Origin of the sequence: Mesorhizobium ciceri biovar biserrulae (assembly GCF_001618845.1) — a bacterium.
In the GTDB taxonomy this organism is placed as follows: Bacteria; Pseudomonadota; Alphaproteobacteria; order Rhizobiales; family Rhizobiaceae; genus Mesorhizobium; species Mesorhizobium ciceri.
This window is the reverse complement of sequence record NZ_CP015064.1, coordinates 2679318-2696858: the sequence shown is the minus strand read 5'-3', so window position 1 is coordinate 2696858 and position 17541 is coordinate 2679318. Positions and strand designations below refer to the sequence as shown.

The following is a 17541-nucleotide window of genomic DNA, read 5'->3' as shown; positions in this document are numbered from 1 at the left end:
ATGTCGGCACTGGAATTTCCAAAAGCTCCGTCGGACAAGAAGGCTCTCGAGGAAGGCGCGGTGTTTTCGCCGCGCTTCGATGCAGCCGGGCTGGTCACGGTCGTCGTGACAGACGCCGCGGACGGCATGCTGTTGATGGTTGCGCATATGAACGCGCAAGCACTGGCGCTGACGCTTGAGACCGGCATCGCCCACTACTGGTCGCGCTCGCGCAGCGCGCTTTGGAAAAAGGGCGAAACATCAGGCAATTTTCAGCATGTCGTCGAGATGCTCACGGATTGTGACCAGGATGCCATATGGTTGCGCGTCAAAGTGTTGGGCCACGACGCAACCTGTCACACTGGCCGGCGTTCATGCTTTTATCGGACGGTGGGGCTGGTCGACGGCAAAGGGACGCTTGCCATCGACGGCAGCAAGCCGCTGTTCGATGCGGAAAACACGTATCGGAAACCAACAGCTTGAACCTTCTGCCTGACACCAACGACACAGATTCATCATTTCGATACGCCCCGCTCGTATAGTAGCCGTGGGACAAGGGAGATTATGATGCTCGAGTGGGCGTCATTGCGTAACAGACCAGATGTCAGGGAGGCCAACGGCCTGTCCTCGTCAGGCGGCGCGTCCGAAACGAACTCCCAAAAGAAAACAGGCATTTCGCTCGCCTTGGGTGGCGGGTGCGCCCGCGGCTGGGCGCATATCGGCGTGCTGCGCGCGCTGGATGAAGCCGGCATCGAAGTATCGATGATCGCCGGCACCTCGATCGGCGCGCTGGTCGGCGGCTGCTATCTCGCCGGCAAACTGGACGAGCTCGAAGAATTCGCCCGCAGCCTGACCAAGCGCCGCATTTTCGGCCTGCTCGATCTCAATTTACGCGGCAGCGGCCTGTTCGGCGGCATGAAACTCGATGCAAGGCTGCGCGAGCACATGGCCGGCATTCGTTTCGAGGACCTTGCCAAGCCGTTCGTCGCGGTCACCTCCGAAATCCGCACCGGCCACGAAATCTGGCTGTCGAGCGGCTCATTGATCACCGCCATGCGCGCCTCTTATGCGCTTCCCGGCGTGTTCGAGCCGGTGAATTGCAACGGCCGCGTGCTGGTCGACGGCGCTCTGGTCAACCCCGTACCGGTTTCGGTCTGCCGCGCCTACGAGCAGCCGCTCGTCGTGGCGGTCAACCTTCACTATGACCTGTTCGGCCGTGCCGCCGTCATCAAGCACAGCGCTGGCGAACTGGTCGTCGAAAAGGACGCGCCGCGGCCTGGCCAGATCGACGCCGAGCGCCAGTCGCATCAGACGCGGCTCGGCATCACCGGCGTCATGGTCGAGGCCTTCAACATCATTCAGGACCGCATTTCGCGCGCCAGGCTTGCCGGCGACCCGCCCGACATGTCGCTGCAGCCGAAGCTCAGCCATATCGGCCTGACCGAGTTCCACCGCGCCGACGAGGCGATCAAGCTCGGCTATCAGGCGACGATGGCGCAGATCGGCGAACTGACCCGGCTGCAGACAGTTCTCGCCTGATCAAAACCTACGCACGAGCCGCATCGGTGATACGAAACTGAACGGTGCGGTTGCCGTTCCAGTAATTTCCTGAGAGCGAACCGGCGACGTGGATTGTCTTGCCCCGGTTCTTGAACAGGAATTCGCCAAGCGCGGTATCGACGGCGCGAAAGGCGATCGCCTGGATGCGGCCGCCGCTTTCCGATTGCAGCTCGACGCGGATGTGATTGGTGCCGACCGGCCGCGCATCGGCCAACCGGTGGCGCGGCAACGCGAAAACAGGGGCCACGTGCCCGGCACCGAAAGGTCCGGCTTGTTCCAGCGCGTCGAGCAGGCTGAGTGTCGCGCCTTCAGCGGCAAGCGCACCGTCTATGGCCAGGCTTTCCTCGCCCTGCAGGCGAAACACGTCGGCTGCCGCCCGCTCTTCGAAAAACGCCCTGAGCTCACCAAGCCTCGCCCGCTCGACGGTGATGCCCGCCGCCATGCCATGCCCGCCACCCTTGACGATCAGACCGGCAATGGCCGCCTCGCGCACCAGCCGGCCGAGGTCGAAACCCGAGACCGAGCGGCCCGAGCCGGTGCCGATGCCGTTGGCGTTGAAGGCGATGGCGAAGGCGGGCCGGCGGGCATGATCCTTCAGCCGTGAGGCGAGCAAACCGACGATGCCCGGATGCCAGCTGTTGCTGGCGGTGACGACGATCGCCGGGCCACTACCGCCGGCGAGCTCTGCATCGGCCTCGGCGCGCGCCGCCGCGAGCATCTCCTGCTCCATCAGCTGCCGTTCCTGGTTGAGCCGGTCGAGCGTCTCGGCAATGGTGCGCGCCTCGACCGGGTCGTCGGTCGCAAGCAACCGGCTGCCAAGTGCGGCATCGCCGATGCGTCCGCCGGCATTGATGCGCGGGCCGATCAGATAGGCCAGATGGAAGGTGCTGATCGGCTCGCCGATGCGCGACACCCGTGCCAGTGCCGCGAGCCCTTCGTTCTTCTGCTGGCGCGCCATCTGCAGCCCCTTGACCACGAAGGCACGGTTGACGCCGGTCAGCGGCACCACGTCACAAACGGTGGCCAATGCCACGATATCGAGCAGCGAAAGCAGGTCCGGCGGCGTAGCATCGGCCATGCGGCTACGCAGGATCCTGGCCGTCTGCACAAGGGCGAGGAAGACCACGCCGGCGGCACAGAGATGGCCCTGCCCGGAAAGGTCGTCGTCGCGATTGGGATTGACGACAGCGATTGCCGCCGGCAAGGCACCGCCGACCTGGTGGTGGTCGAGCACCACGACATCGGCCCCGGCCTCATTGGCGGCATCGATGGAAGCGGCGCTGTTGGTGCCGCAATCGACGGTGACGATCAGTGTCGCGCCACGCGAAACAAGTTCGCGCATGGCGTCGGGGTTGGGGCCATAGCCCTCGAAAATACGATCCGGGATGTAGATTTCCGACGGCACCGAGAAATGCGTGAGGAACCGCTTCAGCAAGGCCGACGAGGCGGCGCCATCGACATCATAGTCGCCGAAGATCGCCACCTTTTCCCTGGCCATCACCGCGGCGGCGATCCGGGCCGCCGCCCTGTCCATGTCGGTCAGCGATGCCGGATCCGGCAGAAGATCGCGGATCGTCGGATCGAGAAACCGCTCGGTCTGCTCGGCGGTGACGCCGCGGCCGGCAAGCACCCGTGCTACGATATCGGGTACCCCGTAGCCTTGCGCGATGGCGAGCGCGATCATGTCCTGCCGCTCGGTCAGCCGGTGCTCCCAGGAAACCCCTGATACCGACTGCCTGACATCGAGGAAGAGGCGCTTTTCGCCGGTCATACGCTTTGCCAACTCATCGTTGGCCGCACGATAGTGCATGTCGCCCAAAAGTGCGCAGCGGTTTTGGGGCGACGACCTGCATTGGCAACGATTTAAATCGTGTCACGTTCATGCGACGCTCTATAGGCCAAAGGCAGGCAAAACCAAGCGATTCACGGTGTGCGCCGTCCGGGAAGTGTCAAGAAAACTGCGCTTTCCGCTTTTCAGCCTGGCGCCGAAGCCATTCGTCGGCCGCATCGCCCATCGTCTTTTCCACACCGTCCTTGAGCCAGGCCATGAAAGGCCGGTCGAAGCTGAATGCGTCGCTGCATTCCCGGATGAGAAAGCGACGCACATTCTGGGTGTTGCGATAAGACTGCGTGATGGCGGTGGCGCGCGAAATCGAATCCGCGTGCCAGTCGAACGGTTTCATCGTCAAATCCTTGCAGCCAATATCGGGTGCGCCCGAATGGCTAACAATTGCAAGGTGGCTTCGCAAGCAAGCGTCAGAACTTATCCAGATCCTGATGGCGTGCCTTGATCTCGCGCACCGTCCGCGACGACGAGCGCAGCACGATCGTGTGGGTGGTGATGTAATTGTGGCCGAACTTGACGCCAGCCAGCATGTTGCCGTCGGTGACACCGGTGGCCGCAAACAGCACATCGCCGCGCGCCATGTCCTCCGTCCGATAGACCCGTTTCGGATTGGAAATACCCATCTTTGCCGCGCGAGCAACCTTTTCCGGTGTGTCGAGGATCAGCCTGCCCTGCATCTGGCCGCCGGTGCAGCGCAGCGCGGCGGCGGCCAGCACGCCCTCGGGTGCTCCGCCAGTGCCGAGATAGATATCGATGCCGGTTTCTTCCGGATCCGTGGTGTGGATGACGCCGGCGACATCGCCGTCGCCGATCAGCCGGATCGCGGCACCCGTGGCGCGCACGGCATCGATCAGCTTGGCATGACGTGGCCGGTCGAGGATACAGGTGGTGATGTCCGAAATAGCCACGCCCTTGGCGCGGGCGAGGCTGGCGATGTTTTCGGCCGGTGAGGCATCGATATCGATGACGCCGTCCGCATAGCCCGGACCGATGGCGATCTTGTCCATGTAGACATCGGGCGCAAACAGCAGGCTGCCCTTTTCGGCGATGGCGATGACGGCGAGCGCATTGGGCAGGTTCTTGGCGCAGATCGTCGTGCCTTCGAGCGGATCGAGCGCGATATCGACCGCCGGACCTTTGCCGGAGCCGACTTCCTCGCCGATATAGAGCATCGGCGCTTCATCGCGCTCGCCCTCGCCGATCACCACCGTGCCCCTGATGGAAAGCCGGTTGAGTTCCTGGCGCATGGCATCCACGGCGACCTGGTCGGCCGCCTTTTCGTCGCCGCGCCCACGCAGCCTGGCGGCCGCGACGGCGGCCCGTTCGGTGACGCGCACCAGTTCCATGGTGAGTATCCGGTCAAGGCCGGCGACGATGTTCTGGGCCACATTCATCTGGTGATTTCCTCGTTGGCAATGCGGCCTCCCGCCGGAGGCGGGCCTGTTTTGTCAAACGAGCATGACAACGGCAAGACCTGCCACGAATATTATCGAATATCCAACAATATCAATCGATTAAACTGCGTCTTGAAACACGACCGGCCCGATCGCCACGCGCCGGGCCAGTCTTAAAACGGTGAGAATGGCGGCCTTCGCGGCCTAAAAAACCGCGAGGTATTTGAGCAGCGAAATGATGCCGATGATGATGACGATGACCTGAACTATCTGTCTCATCCGGCCATCGAGCGGCAGGCGTTGAACCAGATAGAGAACGAGGATGATGACGAGGAATGTGATCAGGATGCCGATCAACGCTGATGAAGCCATGGTGTCCTCCTTAAAAGTGATTTGCTGAAAACAATAGAAAAGGCCGGAAGCCCGGCCCTATTGCGCTGCGGTCAATACCAGCGGCGGGAGGTATCGTTCGTCGATTGAGCAATGGCGAAGCCGGCCAGAAAGCCGAGCAGGCCGATCACGCCGACCAAAGCTGTCGTCGTACCAGGATTGTCGCGCGCGACTTCCGAAACAGCCTGGGCCTGGCTGCGCAGTTGTTGCGCCGTACGCGAAGCGCGGTTCGCCGCGGTGTCGTACAACTCGGACGCCTGTTCGCTGGCGTCATCGAGCATCTCCGCGCCTCGCGCCGAGATGCTCTTGTTGATCTTGGTGATCTCCCTGCGCAGTTCGGCAATCTGCTTTTCCAGCGTCTTCTGGATGTCGTCGATATCGGGGGTGTCGGATTTGTTGGTGTCAGCCATGAAGCGGTTCCTCTGGTTGGTGACCAAGAGAACGGCGTCGACGCGAATTCGTTCCGGTCTGTGGCGGCTGCCTGCCTTCAGACCGGACCTCAATGCCTGCGGAATTTTTGTCCCGCGCGACTGTCGGACAGAGCTACCCTGCCCGTTCGATGCGGATGACCTGCGGTTTGTCGGTCAGATGTCCGTCCTTGGTGATGCCGTCTACCGCCTTGCGCACGGCGGCCTCCGTCGTCTCGTGGGTGACAAGGATCACCGTCTTCTGTGCCGCCGCCTCGCCGTTGACTGCGTGCTGGACGATCGATTCCAGCGAGATGTCATTGTCGGCCATGCGCTTGGCGATTGCCGCGAACACGCCGATGCGGTCGTGCACGGTCAGCCGGATGAAATAACCGCCGGCATGGCTGCGCATCTGCGCCTTCTTGTAGGGTTTCAGCTCCTTGGCCGGCCGGCCGAAGACCGGACCATGCTGGAAGCCTGGCCGGCTCTTGGCGATGTCGGCGATGTCGCCGATGACGGCCGATGCGGTGGCGTTGCCGCCCGCACCGGGGCCGGACAGCAGCAGCTCGCCCAGAATGTCGGTCTCGATCGCCACCGCATTGGTGACGCCATGCACCTGCGCGATGACCGATGCGGTCGGCACCATCGTCGGATGCACGCGCTGCTCGATACCGCTCTCGGTGCGCTGGGCGACACCCAGCAGCTTGATCCGGTAGCCAAGATCGGCGGCCGCGCGGATGTCGGCCTGGGTGATGTTGGAAATGCCTTCCATGTAGATGTCGTTGGCGGCGATCCTGGTGCCAAAGGCAAGGCTGGTCAGGATCGACAGCTTGTGCGCAGTGTCGTGGCCCTCGATGTCGAAGGTCGGATCAGCCTCGGCATAGCCCAGCCGCTGCGCGTCCTTCAAGCAAGCATCGAACGAGATGCCCTCGGCCTCCATGCGGGTCAGGATGTAGTTACAGGTGCCGTTGAGGATGCCGAACACGCGGGTGACCGAATTGCCGGCCATCGCCTCACGCATCGTCTTGATGACGGGAATGCCGCCCGCCACCGCCGCCTCGTAGTTGAGAAGCACGCCCTTCTTCTCGGCGATCTCGGCCAGCGCCACGCCATGCTTGGCCAGCAGCGCCTTGTTGGCGGTGACGACGTGACGGCCGGCTTCGAGTGCCGTCTTCACCGATGAGCGCGCCGGGCCCTCGTCGCCGCCGATCAGTTCGACGAACACGTCGATTTCTGCGGTCTGGGCCATCTTGACCGGATCGTCGAACCACTTTGCAGAGCTCAGATCGACGCCCCGATCGCGCTTGTGGTCGCGCGCCGAGACGGCGGTGACGATCACGTCACGGCCGCACTGGCGGGTCAGTTCCACCGCTTTGTCGCGCAGCACGCGCCCCACCGATGCACCGACCGTGCCGAGGCCGGCAATTCCAACACGCAATGCTTCAGCCATGTCCGGCGACGTCCCTCAAAGTCAGATCGAATTTGCGTGCGGCAAGCTTACCGGTGAGCGGAGAGCGGCACGACATTGTTGGGCTGCTTGGCGCTGGTTGACAGGAAGCGCTTGATGTTGCGCGCCGCCTGCCGGATCCTGTGCTCGTTCTCGACCAGAGCAACGCGCACGAATTCGTCGCCATGCTCGCCGAAGCCGACACCGGGCGCCACGGCCACGTCGGCATGTTCGATGAGCAGCTTGGAGAATTCGAGCGAGCCGAGATGCTTGAACGGCTCCGGGATCGGCGCCCAGGCGAACATCGATGCCGCCGGTGCCGGAATGGTCCAGCCGGCGCGGCCGAAGGCGTCGACCATCACGTCGCGGCGCTTGTGGTAGATGTCGCGCACCTCGGCGATGTCGGCGCCGTCGCCGTTGAGCGCGTGTGCCGCCGCCACCTGGATCGGCGTGAAGGCGCCGTAATCGAGGTAGGACTTCACCCGCGTCAGCGCCGAGATCAGCCGCTCGTTGCCGACGGCAAAGCCCATGCGCCAACCGGGCATGGAGAAGGTCTTCGACATGGAGGTGAATTCGACGCAAACGTCGATCGCGCCAGGCACCTGCAGCACCGAAGGCGGCGGATTGCCGTCGAAATAGATCTCCGAATAGGCAAGGTCGGACAGGATGATGATGTCGTTCTTCTTGGCGAAGGCGACCACATCCTTGTAGAAATCGAGCGAGGCGACCAGCGCTGTCGGGTTCGACGGATAGTTGAGGATCAGCGCCAGCGGCTTCGGGATCGAATGCTTGACACCGCGCTCGAGCGCCGGGATGAAACCGTCGTCCGGCTCCACCTGCAGCGAGCGGATGACGCCGCCCGACATGATAAAGCCGAAGGCATGGATCGGATAGGTCGGGTTCGGGCACAGGATGACGTCGCCGGGCGCGGTGATCGCCTGCGCCATGTTGGCGAAGCCTTCCTTCGAACCGAGCGTGGCCACCACTTGCGTGTCGGGGTTGAGCTTCACGCCGAAGCGCCTGCCATAGTAGGCGGCCTGGGCGCGGCGCAGGCCCGGAATGCCGCGCGACGAGGAATAGCGATGCGTGCGCGGGTCGCGCACGACCTCGCACAATTTGTCGACGATAGCCTTGGGCGTCGGCAGGTCCGGATTGCCCATGCCGAGGTCGATGATGTCGGCGCCACGCGATCGGGCGCTGGCCTTGAGCCGGTTGACCTGCTCGAACACGTAAGGCGGAAGCCGGCGAACCTTGTGAAATTCTTCCATGGCAGTTCCAGACAGCGAAGGGGTGTTGGGCGCGCGCTATATACTTATTTGCAGGTAGGGTCGAGGGCGGGGTCGCATTTGGCTTCGATCTGCTTCAGCGTTTCGTCGCCATGCTTCTTGGCCAGATCCGTCAGCGCCGCCTGGTTGGCGACCTTGGGGCCGCCGCCCTTTGCCGCCTGCGCATTCTCATCCGCCTTCAATTGCGCGAGCTTGGCGTTCTTCTCGGCTTCGGTGAACTGCGGCGCCGCCACTTGCGGCTTGATGTTCAGGTTCGGGAAGGTGCCGGTATCCTTCGGTCCCGCACCCACAGCGACAGGCGTCGGGCCATTCGTGTTGGTGCTCGAGCACCCGGCAATGCCGATGAGGACGATCGCCGCGCCGATGCGGCAAAAACGTCCGGCACCGAAAAAAACAGTCTCGCCAATATTAATCGTCATATTGTTTCCTTGGCAGCCGAGGTAGAGCGAGATTGGCCCGGTCGGATGTCCCATGTTAATATGTCAACAAAAGGCCTCGGGAGGAACCCCGCCAACCATGTCCAAAACACCCGATTCGGGCAAAGCGGAAGATGACCAGCCTTCGACCGTCGAGCAATATCTGGTGAAGGACCCGGAACGCTTCGCCCTGAACATGGCGCGCATGATCGAGCAGGCCGGCAAGGCCGCTTCCGCCTGGGCCGAGCCGCGTGAAAAAGGCGACGTGCGCGACCATGTGGCCGAGCCCGTCGTCGATATGGTGAAGACCTTTTCCAAGCTCAGCGAATACTGGCTTGCCGATCCGCAGCGCGCGCTGGAAGCGCAGACGCGGCTGTTCTCCGGCTATATGACGGTCTGGGCCAACGCCATTCAGCGCACCAGCAACGCCGCGCAAGACACCGAAGACGCGGTCAAGCCGGAGCGCGGCGACAAGCGCTTCCTCGACCCGGAATGGGGCCGCAACGCCTTCTTCGATTTCCTCAAGCAGGCCTATCTCGTCACCTCGCGCTGGGCGGCCGATCTGGTCGAGCACGCCGAAGGTCTTGACGAGCACACCCGCCACAAGGCCGGCTTTTACGTCAAGCAGGTGTCCAACGCCATCTCGCCGTCGAATTTCATCCTGACCAATCCGGAACTGTTCCGCGAAACCGTCGCCTCGAACGGCGAAAACCTGGTGCGCGGCATGAAGATGCTGGCCGAGGACATCGCCGCCGGCAAGGGCGACCTGAAGCTGCGGCAGGCCGACTACTCGCCCTTCGAGATCGGCAGGAACATCGCCACCACTCCCGGCAAGGTGGTCGGTCGCAGCGACGTCGCCGAAATCATCCAGTACGAACCGGCGACCGAGACTGTGCTCAAGCGGCCCCTGCTGATCTGCCCGCCATGGATCAATAAATTCTACATCCTCGATCTGAACCCGCAGAAATCCTTCATTCGCTGGGCGGTTGAACAGGGCCACACCGTGTTCGTCATCTCCTGGGTCAATCCGGACGAGCGCCACGGCACCAAGAGCTGGGAAGCCTATATCCGCGAGGGTCTGCAATACGGCCTCGACACGGTCGAGAAGGCCACCGGCGAACGCGACGTCAACGCGATCGGCTATTGCGTCGGCGGCACGCTTTTGGCGGCGGCACTGGCGCTGATGGCGCAAGAGGGCGACGACCGCATCAAGTCGGCGACCTTCTTCACCACGCAGGTCGACTTCACCTATGCCGGCGACCTGAAGGTATTCGTCGACGAAGAACAGGTCGCGGCAGTGGAAAAGTCGATGAGCGAAAAGGGCTATCTCGACGGCACCAAGATGGCGACCGCCTTCAACATGCTGCGCTCAGGCGACCTGATCTGGCCCTATGTCGTCAACAACTACATGCGCGGCAAGGATCCCCTGCCCTTCGACCTGCTCTACTGGAATGCCGATTCCACCCGCATGGCCGCAGCCAACCACTCTTTCTACCTGCGCAACTGCTATCTCGAGAACAACCTTTCGCAAGGCACGATGGAACTGGCGGGCCGCACGGTCTCGCTCGGCGACATCACGATCCCGGTCTACAACCTTGCCTCCAAGGAAGATCACATCGCGCCGGCGCTTTCGGTGTTCCTCGGCTCGAAATATTTCGGCGGCACGGTCGAGTATGTGATGGCGGGGTCGGGCCATATCGCCGGTGTCGTCAATCCGCCGGCATCCAACAAATACCAGTATTGGACCGGGGGTACGCCGACGGGCGACTTCAGCCAGTGGATAGCCAATGCCACCGACCATCCAGGATCCTGGTGGCCGCACTGGCAAGGCTGGATAGAGGCCAAGGACAACACCCGTGTGCCTGCCCGCAAACCGGGCAAGCATATGAAAACCTTGGGTGATGCTCCGGGCACCTATGTGAAGGTCCGTGTGTAACGGACTGTAATGTGTGGTGAGTTGACGGGCCGCCAAAAGCGGGCGAAATGGTGTCGTCAACCATCAAGCGGCCGTAATTCGGCAATCACTGCAAAAATACTTCCAGGCTTGCGGATTTGACACAGGTCTCGTTTCCGGATCGGAGACAAAGGTCACCTTGGCAGCGACGCATGCATGCCGCGCCAAGATATGCCGACCGGACATCGAGGGGGAATTTGACTTTGAAATCAGCAGGATGGAGCCTCGCAAAGGGAGAACGCCGCGCCATTGTGGCAGCGCTCTGCTCCTTGCTTCTGGCCTCCTGCACTTCGGCTGGCGACCCGGCAATGTCGGTCGGAATGCCCGGCTACAATGCCACCGCATCGGATGTAAACGCGGCCTCCAGCGGCAAGGCGATCGCCGCCTCCGATTCGTCTGATGTCACGACGGAGCAGACGACCGTGATGACGGCAAGCGACACGGCGCTGCCTGAAAAGGTCGCCTATGTGCCTGTGTCCAAACCGGGAGCTGCCTTTCCGCTGACCATGCCGGCGGGCGCCGAAACCATCGTTGGAAACACGCCGCAGTCGCTGACGCAGCAGGCACAGACCGCGCAGCAGACCGATGCGGTCGCCCAGCAGATCGCCGCGGCCGACGGCGACGTGGCGGCGCCGAAGCCCACTGCCGCTCCGGCCATGAACAACCCGGTCTATGTGACGGCTGGCGAGATGCCGCAGGCCGAAGCACCAAAGAAGAAAGGCTTCCTCGCCTCGATGTTTGGCGCAACGCCAGCCTCGGCGACACCAGCCCCCCTCATCAGCAACGCCCGGACGGGCGAGCAGCCCCCGGCGCAGGCAAAAGCGACACCAGCAGCGGCAAAGCCGATCATCACGCTTGCCTCGGCCAATTCCACGGCCAAGCCGGTACAGCTGGCTTCGCTCGGTGGCGATAGCGGTCACATCACCGGCAGCGATGCCCTGCCCGGCGTGCGCCAGACGGCCCTGTTCGAGATCAAGCGCAAGTCCGGCCTCGATGACGAAAGCGACGTCGACCTCAACGAGGATGAGGGGCCAGTGGGCGGCTCCTATCAGGTTGCGTCCGCCGCCGGCATGGCCCGGCTGGCGCCCAACGGGCTGCTCAAGCAGAACGAGAGCGTCGATGTGGCCTGCCTGAAACCGTCGCTGGTGCGCGTGCTGAAGACGATCGAAGGCCACTACGGCCGCAAGATGACGGTGACGTCAGGCTATCGCGACCCGGCCCGCAACCGGCGCGCCAACGGCGCCAAGAATTCGCTGCACATGTATTGCGCCGCCGCAGACATCCAGGTTCCCGGCGTTTCGAAATGGGAACTGGCGAGCTACATCAGAAGCATGCCCGGTCGCGGCGGTGTCGGCACATACTGCCACACAGAATCGGTTCACGTCGACGTCGGCCCCGAGCGCGACTGGAACTGGCGCTGCCGCCGGCGCAGCGGCGGTGACGGCTAGCAGCGCTATTTGACGGCCTACGCCTGTCAGCCGCCAAGGCCGTTCCGGCAATATCGTTCCAGCCTCCTGAACATTCGAGATAGGCCGAAGCGTCCCCAACTTCGTCATCCTCGGGTCTTCGCGACGGAGCGCTCCTTGCTCCGCCCGTGGATGACGAAACGATGGGTGTCGCCGCTAATCGTCAAGCCTGCCAACCCTCGGCAAACCGTTGATTTGGCAGGCCTGGAAAAAAGTTGTCCAAGGTGGTACCTGACGGGTTGCCGGTTGCGCACAACGCCAGTATAAGCCGCTTCGTCTGAGCGCGCCCATCGTCTAGCGGTTAGGACACCGCCCTTTCACGGCGGTAACAGGGGTTCGATTCCCCTTGGGCGTACCAGAAAAATTTGCGTTTGGCGCAAACCTCCCTCCCAATGTCGGCAATTTCGCTTGGCTCTCTGCTGCTCTCTTCAACTGACGCGCAGTCTTCCGCGATCACACCATAGGCCAACGCGGCCACACGGGTCATAATCCTGCTACAAAGTGGTCGATTCCTAAGGGATGTAGCCGCTCCAAGAGCCCGCCGCAGGTCGCCCCCGTGGCGGGCTTTTTATTGCACGGTCGAGTTGGGCTTTCACGGCATTGCGACAACGGGGCGAAGCCCCGAGTGGCAAGTCCGTATTTATTTGCCTGGTTTGCGTGCGGGAGCCTACATGAGAACGGGTCGCGCGCCGCTCAAGACGACCCTCTTCAGCGCTTCAACCGGCATCCGACAGTGCAAAGTCAAAAGCCTGTTATGATCCACGGATTGGAGTCGTATCCGAGACGCGGCTCTGCCTTTGCCCCGCTATCTTCCGATTTGGCGGTTCCGGTGAAACCGCAGTCCAGATTTGCAACGGGCTTCTTGGTCGACGGTTTTGTGGAACACAAGGCGGCAGCGTCACTGACCGCCGCCTTCTTTTCCTTGGCAACAGCGACACCGGTCGCAGCGAAAACAACAGCCGCGCACAATACAGCCACTCTCATTGGAACCCCCACATTGCACCCGACAGATGGTCGGACATGACGTAACGTAATCTTAATATTAGCACTAACGAATATATTAGCTAGCCCCGTGCCATAAAAAGCAGGCCGAGTGCCAAGCTTGCGCCACGACCGCCAAACCGGTGCATTGGCAGAGCCCCGGCGCGCGAGGTTATCAGGCCACAGCCTAGCCGCTGCCAAGCAGCGGCACGGTAACGGTTGTCGCGTAGTTGATCGGGAAGGAACTGAAGTAGGGGAAGTCGATGACGAAGGCATAGGCGGCGGTCAGATGCGCCATGCGGAAGCCGCCGCTCACCGGGTCGATGGCGATCGTGACGTTCACGTCCTTGAACCCCAAGGCCTGCAATTTCTGCGTGGCGATCGATTGAATGTCGGCTTGGGTCAGCGTGTTCTTAAGCTGCAGCGAGCGCGCTGACGTCTCCAGCGTATAGCGAACACTGGAGACCGAGTGCATCGACCAGCCAAAGGCGAATATTCCGAACAGCAGCATGACAAGGAAGGGGGCGATCAGCGCGAACTCCAGCCCGGCCCCGCCCGATCGATCCCGCCGCAACGCGCTTACCCTAGCGGACACGGATCACCTCCTGGTGACCGATGACGGTGGGAGCGGCAAAGGCGCCGAAGGCAATTGGCGGCACCCAGGTGCCCGATGCCTGTATCTGGACATAGATCGACGGCACCTTGGGCCCACTGCACATGGTGGAAGCGTCGACCACGGTCGTCCCGCACATACGGATGTGGCTTAGAGTGACCTGGCCGTCTTCCGGCCGATTTTCCCAGCTCGCAATGGCAATGGCCTGGGTCGCCGCATCATCGGTCGATCCGCTCATGACCAGGTTCGCGGCCGTCTTCACACCGGCGCGCATCGACAGTGAACTCGTTATGTAGGACCAGCCGTCCAGAATACCAAGCAGCACCAGGCACAGAATGGGCAGCACCATCGCGAACTCGACCGCCGCAACGCCCGAATCATCGCCAAGGATCGGCATCGACCGGCGCCCCACGGAGCTACTCGGACAGTGCCACGGACCGCGCGGCTGGAATGTTGGGCACTCCGAGGCTCGAGCAATCCTGATTGATGGTTGAGTTACCGGACCATTGAATCGTATCTGCGACGACCCTGGTGCAGCCGCCATTGCCCGAGAAGTTGCCAAGATAGCTCACTTGCTGCTTGGGGAAATAGATGGCCCCGGTCAAAAGCGAGTCCGCTGTGCCGTTGAATGTGCTGGATGCACTCATGCCGGTCCTGTCGCCGTAGAACAGAACGCCTGAGTAGGTGCCCGAAGTCGCCGCGCTGAGCTTCACGGACGCATTGCCATTCATGCTGACGGTCGAGCTGCCCGACATGAAGATGGTCACCCCGGCGCCGGTGATGGCCGCGTTGGCGTTTATCTTGAGATTGCCCTGAACGACATAAACGCCGGGCGAAAGCGTGACATTGCCCTTCAGGTTCATGCCGCTGCAATAGGTGCCTGGACCGAGCGTCGCCTTGTTGTCGTTCAGGCAGGGGGTCGCGGCCACCGGGGCCGGCAGGTCGACAAAGGGATCGCCGGCGGGCAGTGCCTGGGTGATCGGGGCCGCGCAGACGGTGGTGACGGGATTGCTGAGAGAGACACCGCCCGCCGATATCAGGCAATCGGCCTGCAGACCGGCCGCGCCCTGAAGCTTGATGGCGTCGGAGGCGATGGAATTGGACATGACCGAGCAGCCGGTGAGCTTAACGCTGGTGCTGCCGGAAAACAGCACCGCCTGCGACGCGGACGGATCGAGCGCGAGCATGCAAGCACTCGAGGCATCGGTAATGACGGCCACCGCCCTCGCCTGTTCGGGAACCTTTTCCTGTGTGAAGATCAGGGTGAACATCCGGTCGAGCTTCTGGCCGACGATCACCTCGACCGCTTTTTTCGCCGTATTCGGTCCGGACGCGGGCGGCGTATTGACGACGATCGTGCCCGAGCCCAGCCCGTTCGACGCCGCGGACTGGGTCGCAGCCGCGACGATCGTCGGCTTGTCGGAACCCGAAATCTGTTCGAGCGCTCCGGCATAGGCGGCTGCATCGGCCGTCGCCTGCAATCTCAGGCTGTTGTAGTACCAATAGGAGGTCTCGACGCCGAAGCCCGCAGCGCCGACAACGACCGGCAAGGTGAGGGCAAAAATGGTGGCGACATTTGCGCCCGTGCTCCGGCGCATGGCGTCCATTACAAGCCGAACACGGGTGAAGCTATTCAAGGCCATGGCTTAGATTAGAAAGCACGCATAAATGAACGAATGGCTAAAAAGTTCGGTGCATTTTTGAGCAGTGGTCCATTGGCTTCAAAAAAGAAGTGCTTCGCTGGCTGATCAACGCGCGAGCGCACTTCCTGGCAAGCGAGAAGGGCTAGGGCCAGCGGGAGGCGGCGAGAGAGAGCATCGATGTCCTAGAGCATCCGCCTGCGATAGGCAGCCATGGGTTCGCACCCGATCAGCGAACTTGCCGTCGAAGGCAGCAAACACCGATGTGTTGCTGCTCGCACTGTTGGAGAATGCAGTGGGAAGCCAAAGCTGTGCAGGATTTTCTTCAAGCGGAAAGAATCGGCATCGGCTCCGCAACCACCCCGGCCGACATCTCTCTTTGCACGGCTTGGAAAAACCTGCGCACTTCATCGCTGGCTGCTGTTCTGTCCCTGCCGGAGCCGACCACAAGATCGAGCAACTCCGACGCCTTGGCCCTCCAGAACGAGGTGGCGGTCTCGCCATGCAGGTTGCCGAGCTTGGCAGCAACCTCTCTGACCAAGAATACCTGACGGTCGATCGGGAATGCACGGATTTTTTCTGGGGACATCTTCCGAACCATGAGACTGACGCAACGAATCAACCATTGCCAACAAGCAATGGCGTAGCCGGGAAGGTGGAAACGGAAGCTTAACGGCGCTGACGTGGGTGCGGGGACGCAACGATACGCTCGCGACATCGCCTGTGCGTCAAACGCGCTTCATTGGTTGCAGTGGGGGGCAGGCGAAACGGCGGCGGCCCTTAGGCCTGGAGCGCCCTCGCCTCACCGCCGCGCTTGCGCGGCGTCATCATATCCCTGGCCATCAGTCCGCTGGCCCGGCAAAACGCCATGAACGCCCGGCAAGCATCCTCGGTCTTGACCACGTCTACCGTGGCCCCAAAGCAGGCGTTGAAGGCTTTCTGGTAGATCGGGCCCTGACGGCGCGCAGGCCAGTCCTGGAGAAAATCGAGCGCCTGTTCGACGCCGTAGATCTCCTCGACCGGCAGGCCGGGCGCGGGCGCTATGCGCACCGGCACCTCGAATTGCAGTCTGTCCATTTCCTGTCTCCCGAACTGGCGCCACCGCAGCAACGCCGTTCGTCGTCAAAAGTTGCTTTGACCGGCTTTTGGCCCAGAAATGTGTCGTCACTTGGGTCGCTGAACCGCCCATGCAAGGCGAATATCTCGAACTGTGCGGGTGCATCGGGCAGTTCTTCCTTGAACCTTTTGCCCTCAAGTGCCAAATCTGGGGAGATCTTCACGTCGGCTCTCTTGCAGGGCCCTACCCGCTACACGGACAAAATGGTCACCTATCTCGACGCTGCCACGGCCCCGCTCAGAAATACCGGCCAGATCCGCCTCTATGGCGAGGACGGCTTTGCCGGCATGCGCAAGGCATGCGATCTCACCGCGCGCTGCCTCGACGAGCTGGTGCCGATGGTCCAGCCCGGGGTCACCACCGAAGCAATAGACCGCTTCGTCTTCGAATTCGGCATGGACCACGGCGCGCTGCCGGCGACGCTCAACTATCGCGGCTACACGAAATCATCCTGCACCTCGATCAACCATGTCGTCTGCCATGGCATTCCCGACAACAAGCCGCTCAAGGATGGCGACATCGTCAACATCGACGTCACCTACATCCTCGACGGCTGGCACGGCGATTCTTCGCGCATGTATCCGGTCGGCACGATCAAGCGCGCCGCCGAGCGGCTGCTCGAAGTCACGCATGAATGCCTGATGCGCGGCATTGCGGCGGTCAGGCCGGGCGCCCGCACCGGCGCCATCGGCGCCGCCATCCAGACCTTTGCCGAAGGCGAGCGCTGCTCGGTGGTGCGCGACTTCTGCGGCCACGGCGTCGGCCAGTTGTTCCATGACGCGCCGAACATCCTGCATTACGGCAGCGCCAATGAAGGCGTCGAGATGCGGCCAGGCATGATCTTCACCATCGAGCCGATGATCAATCTGGGCAGGCCGCACGTGAAGGTTCTGTCGGATGGCTGGACCGCGGTAACGCGCGACCGCTCGCTGTCGGCGCAGTACGAGCACACGATCGGCGTGACCGACACAGGGTGCGAGATTTTCACGCTGTCGCCCAAAAAGCTCGATCGCCCCGGCCTGCCGGCTTAGAGCGCACCTTACCC

Annotated in this window: 18 protein-coding genes and 1 tRNA gene; 6 read left to right on the top strand and 13 right to left on the bottom strand. The window is 62.4% G+C overall.

The genetic code is table 11. The features are described from left to right. Both hisI and A4R29_RS12405 read left to right on the top strand, forming a co-directional pair. Complete coding sequence (hisI, locus tag A4R29_RS12410; RefSeq protein ID WP_013531983.1) at nucleotides 1-462, top strand: phosphoribosyl-AMP cyclohydrolase; 462 nt, start codon at nucleotides 1-3, stop codon at nucleotides 460-462. Nucleotides 463-546: 84 nt separating this feature from the next. Further along, complete coding sequence (locus tag A4R29_RS12405) at nucleotides 547-1518, top strand: patatin family protein (RefSeq protein WP_063173662.1); 972 nt, start codon at nucleotides 547-549, stop codon at nucleotides 1516-1518. A 7-nt stretch (nucleotides 1519-1525) separates the two neighbouring features. Here the strand turns inward: A4R29_RS12405 and recJ are convergent, their stop codons facing one another. From recJ to A4R29_RS12370, 8 genes are all read right to left on the bottom strand, one after another. Beyond that, nucleotides 1526-3310: a single-stranded-DNA-specific exonuclease RecJ gene (recJ, locus tag A4R29_RS12400; RefSeq protein ID WP_063173661.1), complete on the bottom strand. Its 1785-nt coding sequence runs from the start codon at nucleotides 3308-3310 to the stop codon at nucleotides 1526-1528. Between the two features lie 178 nt (nucleotides 3311-3488). Next, the gene (locus A4R29_RS12395) at nucleotides 3489-3722 is read right to left on the bottom strand and encodes a DUF6434 domain-containing protein (RefSeq protein WP_027162585.1); all 234 of its coding nucleotides are present in this window, start codon (nucleotides 3720-3722) and stop codon (nucleotides 3489-3491) included. 73 nt (nucleotides 3723-3795) lie between these two features. Continuing rightward, entirely contained in the window at nucleotides 3796-4779 is a 984-nt protein-coding gene (gene glpX, locus A4R29_RS12390) for a class II fructose-bisphosphatase (RefSeq protein ID WP_013531987.1), read from the bottom strand. A 204-nt stretch (nucleotides 4780-4983) separates the two neighbouring features. Beyond that, complete coding sequence (locus tag A4R29_RS33045; RefSeq protein ID WP_013531988.1) at nucleotides 4984-5151, bottom strand: Thivi_2564 family membrane protein; 168 nt, start codon at nucleotides 5149-5151, stop codon at nucleotides 4984-4986. A 71-nt stretch (nucleotides 5152-5222) separates the two neighbouring features. Next, nucleotides 5223-5579: a hypothetical protein gene (locus A4R29_RS12385; RefSeq protein WP_027162586.1), complete on the bottom strand. Its 357-nt coding sequence runs from the start codon at nucleotides 5577-5579 to the stop codon at nucleotides 5223-5225. A gap of 133 nt (nucleotides 5580-5712) precedes the next feature. Then, complete coding sequence (locus A4R29_RS12380; RefSeq protein ID WP_024505707.1) at nucleotides 5713-7026, bottom strand: homoserine dehydrogenase; 1314 nt, start codon at nucleotides 7024-7026, stop codon at nucleotides 5713-5715. A 47-nt stretch (nucleotides 7027-7073) separates the two neighbouring features. Then, the gene (locus A4R29_RS12375) at nucleotides 7074-8291 is read right to left on the bottom strand and encodes an LL-diaminopimelate aminotransferase (RefSeq protein ID WP_013531991.1); all 1218 of its coding nucleotides are present in this window, start codon (nucleotides 8289-8291) and stop codon (nucleotides 7074-7076) included. A 44-nt stretch (nucleotides 8292-8335) separates the two neighbouring features. Then, nucleotides 8336-8728 (bottom strand): hypothetical protein, encoded by a 393-nt coding sequence (locus tag A4R29_RS12370; RefSeq protein WP_027162587.1) that lies wholly within the window; start codon nucleotides 8726-8728, stop codon nucleotides 8336-8338. Nucleotides 8729-8825: 97 nt separating this feature from the next. Here A4R29_RS12370 and phaC point away from each other — a divergent pair, with 97 nt between their 5' ends. From phaC to A4R29_RS12355, 3 genes are all read left to right on the top strand, one after another. After that, a complete protein-coding gene (phaC, locus tag A4R29_RS12365; protein ID WP_013531993.1) occupies nucleotides 8826-10661 on the top strand; it encodes a class I poly(R)-hydroxyalkanoic acid synthase in 1836 nt (611 codons plus the stop codon). A gap of 215 nt (nucleotides 10662-10876) precedes the next feature. After that, nucleotides 10877-12127: a YcbK family protein gene (locus A4R29_RS12360; protein ID WP_082827387.1), complete on the top strand. Its 1251-nt coding sequence runs from the start codon at nucleotides 10877-10879 to the stop codon at nucleotides 12125-12127. A gap of 301 nt (nucleotides 12128-12428) precedes the next feature. Further along, a tRNA-Glu gene (locus A4R29_RS12355) sits at nucleotides 12429-12503 on the top strand. 810 nt (nucleotides 12504-13313) lie between these two features. Here A4R29_RS12355 and A4R29_RS12345 read toward each other — a convergent pair. From A4R29_RS12345 to A4R29_RS12325, 5 genes are all read right to left on the bottom strand, one after another. Next, the gene (locus A4R29_RS12345) at nucleotides 13314-13721 is read right to left on the bottom strand and encodes a TadE/TadG family type IV pilus assembly protein (protein WP_013531997.1); all 408 of its coding nucleotides are present in this window, start codon (nucleotides 13719-13721) and stop codon (nucleotides 13314-13316) included. Next, nucleotides 13711-14136, bottom strand: a complete 426-nt coding sequence (locus A4R29_RS12340) for a TadE/TadG family type IV pilus assembly protein (RefSeq protein ID WP_063172022.1) — start codon at nucleotides 14134-14136, stop codon at nucleotides 13711-13713. The genes A4R29_RS12345 and A4R29_RS12340 overlap by 11 nt, the downstream gene beginning before the upstream one ends. 19 nt (nucleotides 14137-14155) lie before the next feature. Beyond that, nucleotides 14156-15382: a pilus assembly protein TadG-related protein gene (locus tag A4R29_RS12335; RefSeq protein ID WP_063172021.1), complete on the bottom strand. Its 1227-nt coding sequence runs from the start codon at nucleotides 15380-15382 to the stop codon at nucleotides 14156-14158. Between the two features lie 322 nt (nucleotides 15383-15704). Beyond that, entirely contained in the window at nucleotides 15705-15968 is a 264-nt protein-coding gene (locus A4R29_RS12330) for a DUF6074 family protein (protein ID WP_013532000.1), read from the bottom strand. A gap of 191 nt (nucleotides 15969-16159) precedes the next feature. Beyond that, the gene (locus tag A4R29_RS12325; protein WP_013532001.1) at nucleotides 16160-16456 is read right to left on the bottom strand and encodes a DUF982 domain-containing protein; all 297 of its coding nucleotides are present in this window, start codon (nucleotides 16454-16456) and stop codon (nucleotides 16160-16162) included. A 243-nt stretch (nucleotides 16457-16699) separates the two neighbouring features. On the opposite strand from A4R29_RS12325, the gene map reads away from it, so the two are divergent. Then, nucleotides 16700-17527: a type I methionyl aminopeptidase gene (gene map / locus A4R29_RS12320; protein ID WP_013532002.1), complete on the top strand. Its 828-nt coding sequence runs from the start codon at nucleotides 16700-16702 to the stop codon at nucleotides 17525-17527. Nucleotides 17528-17541 lie beyond the last annotated feature (14 nt).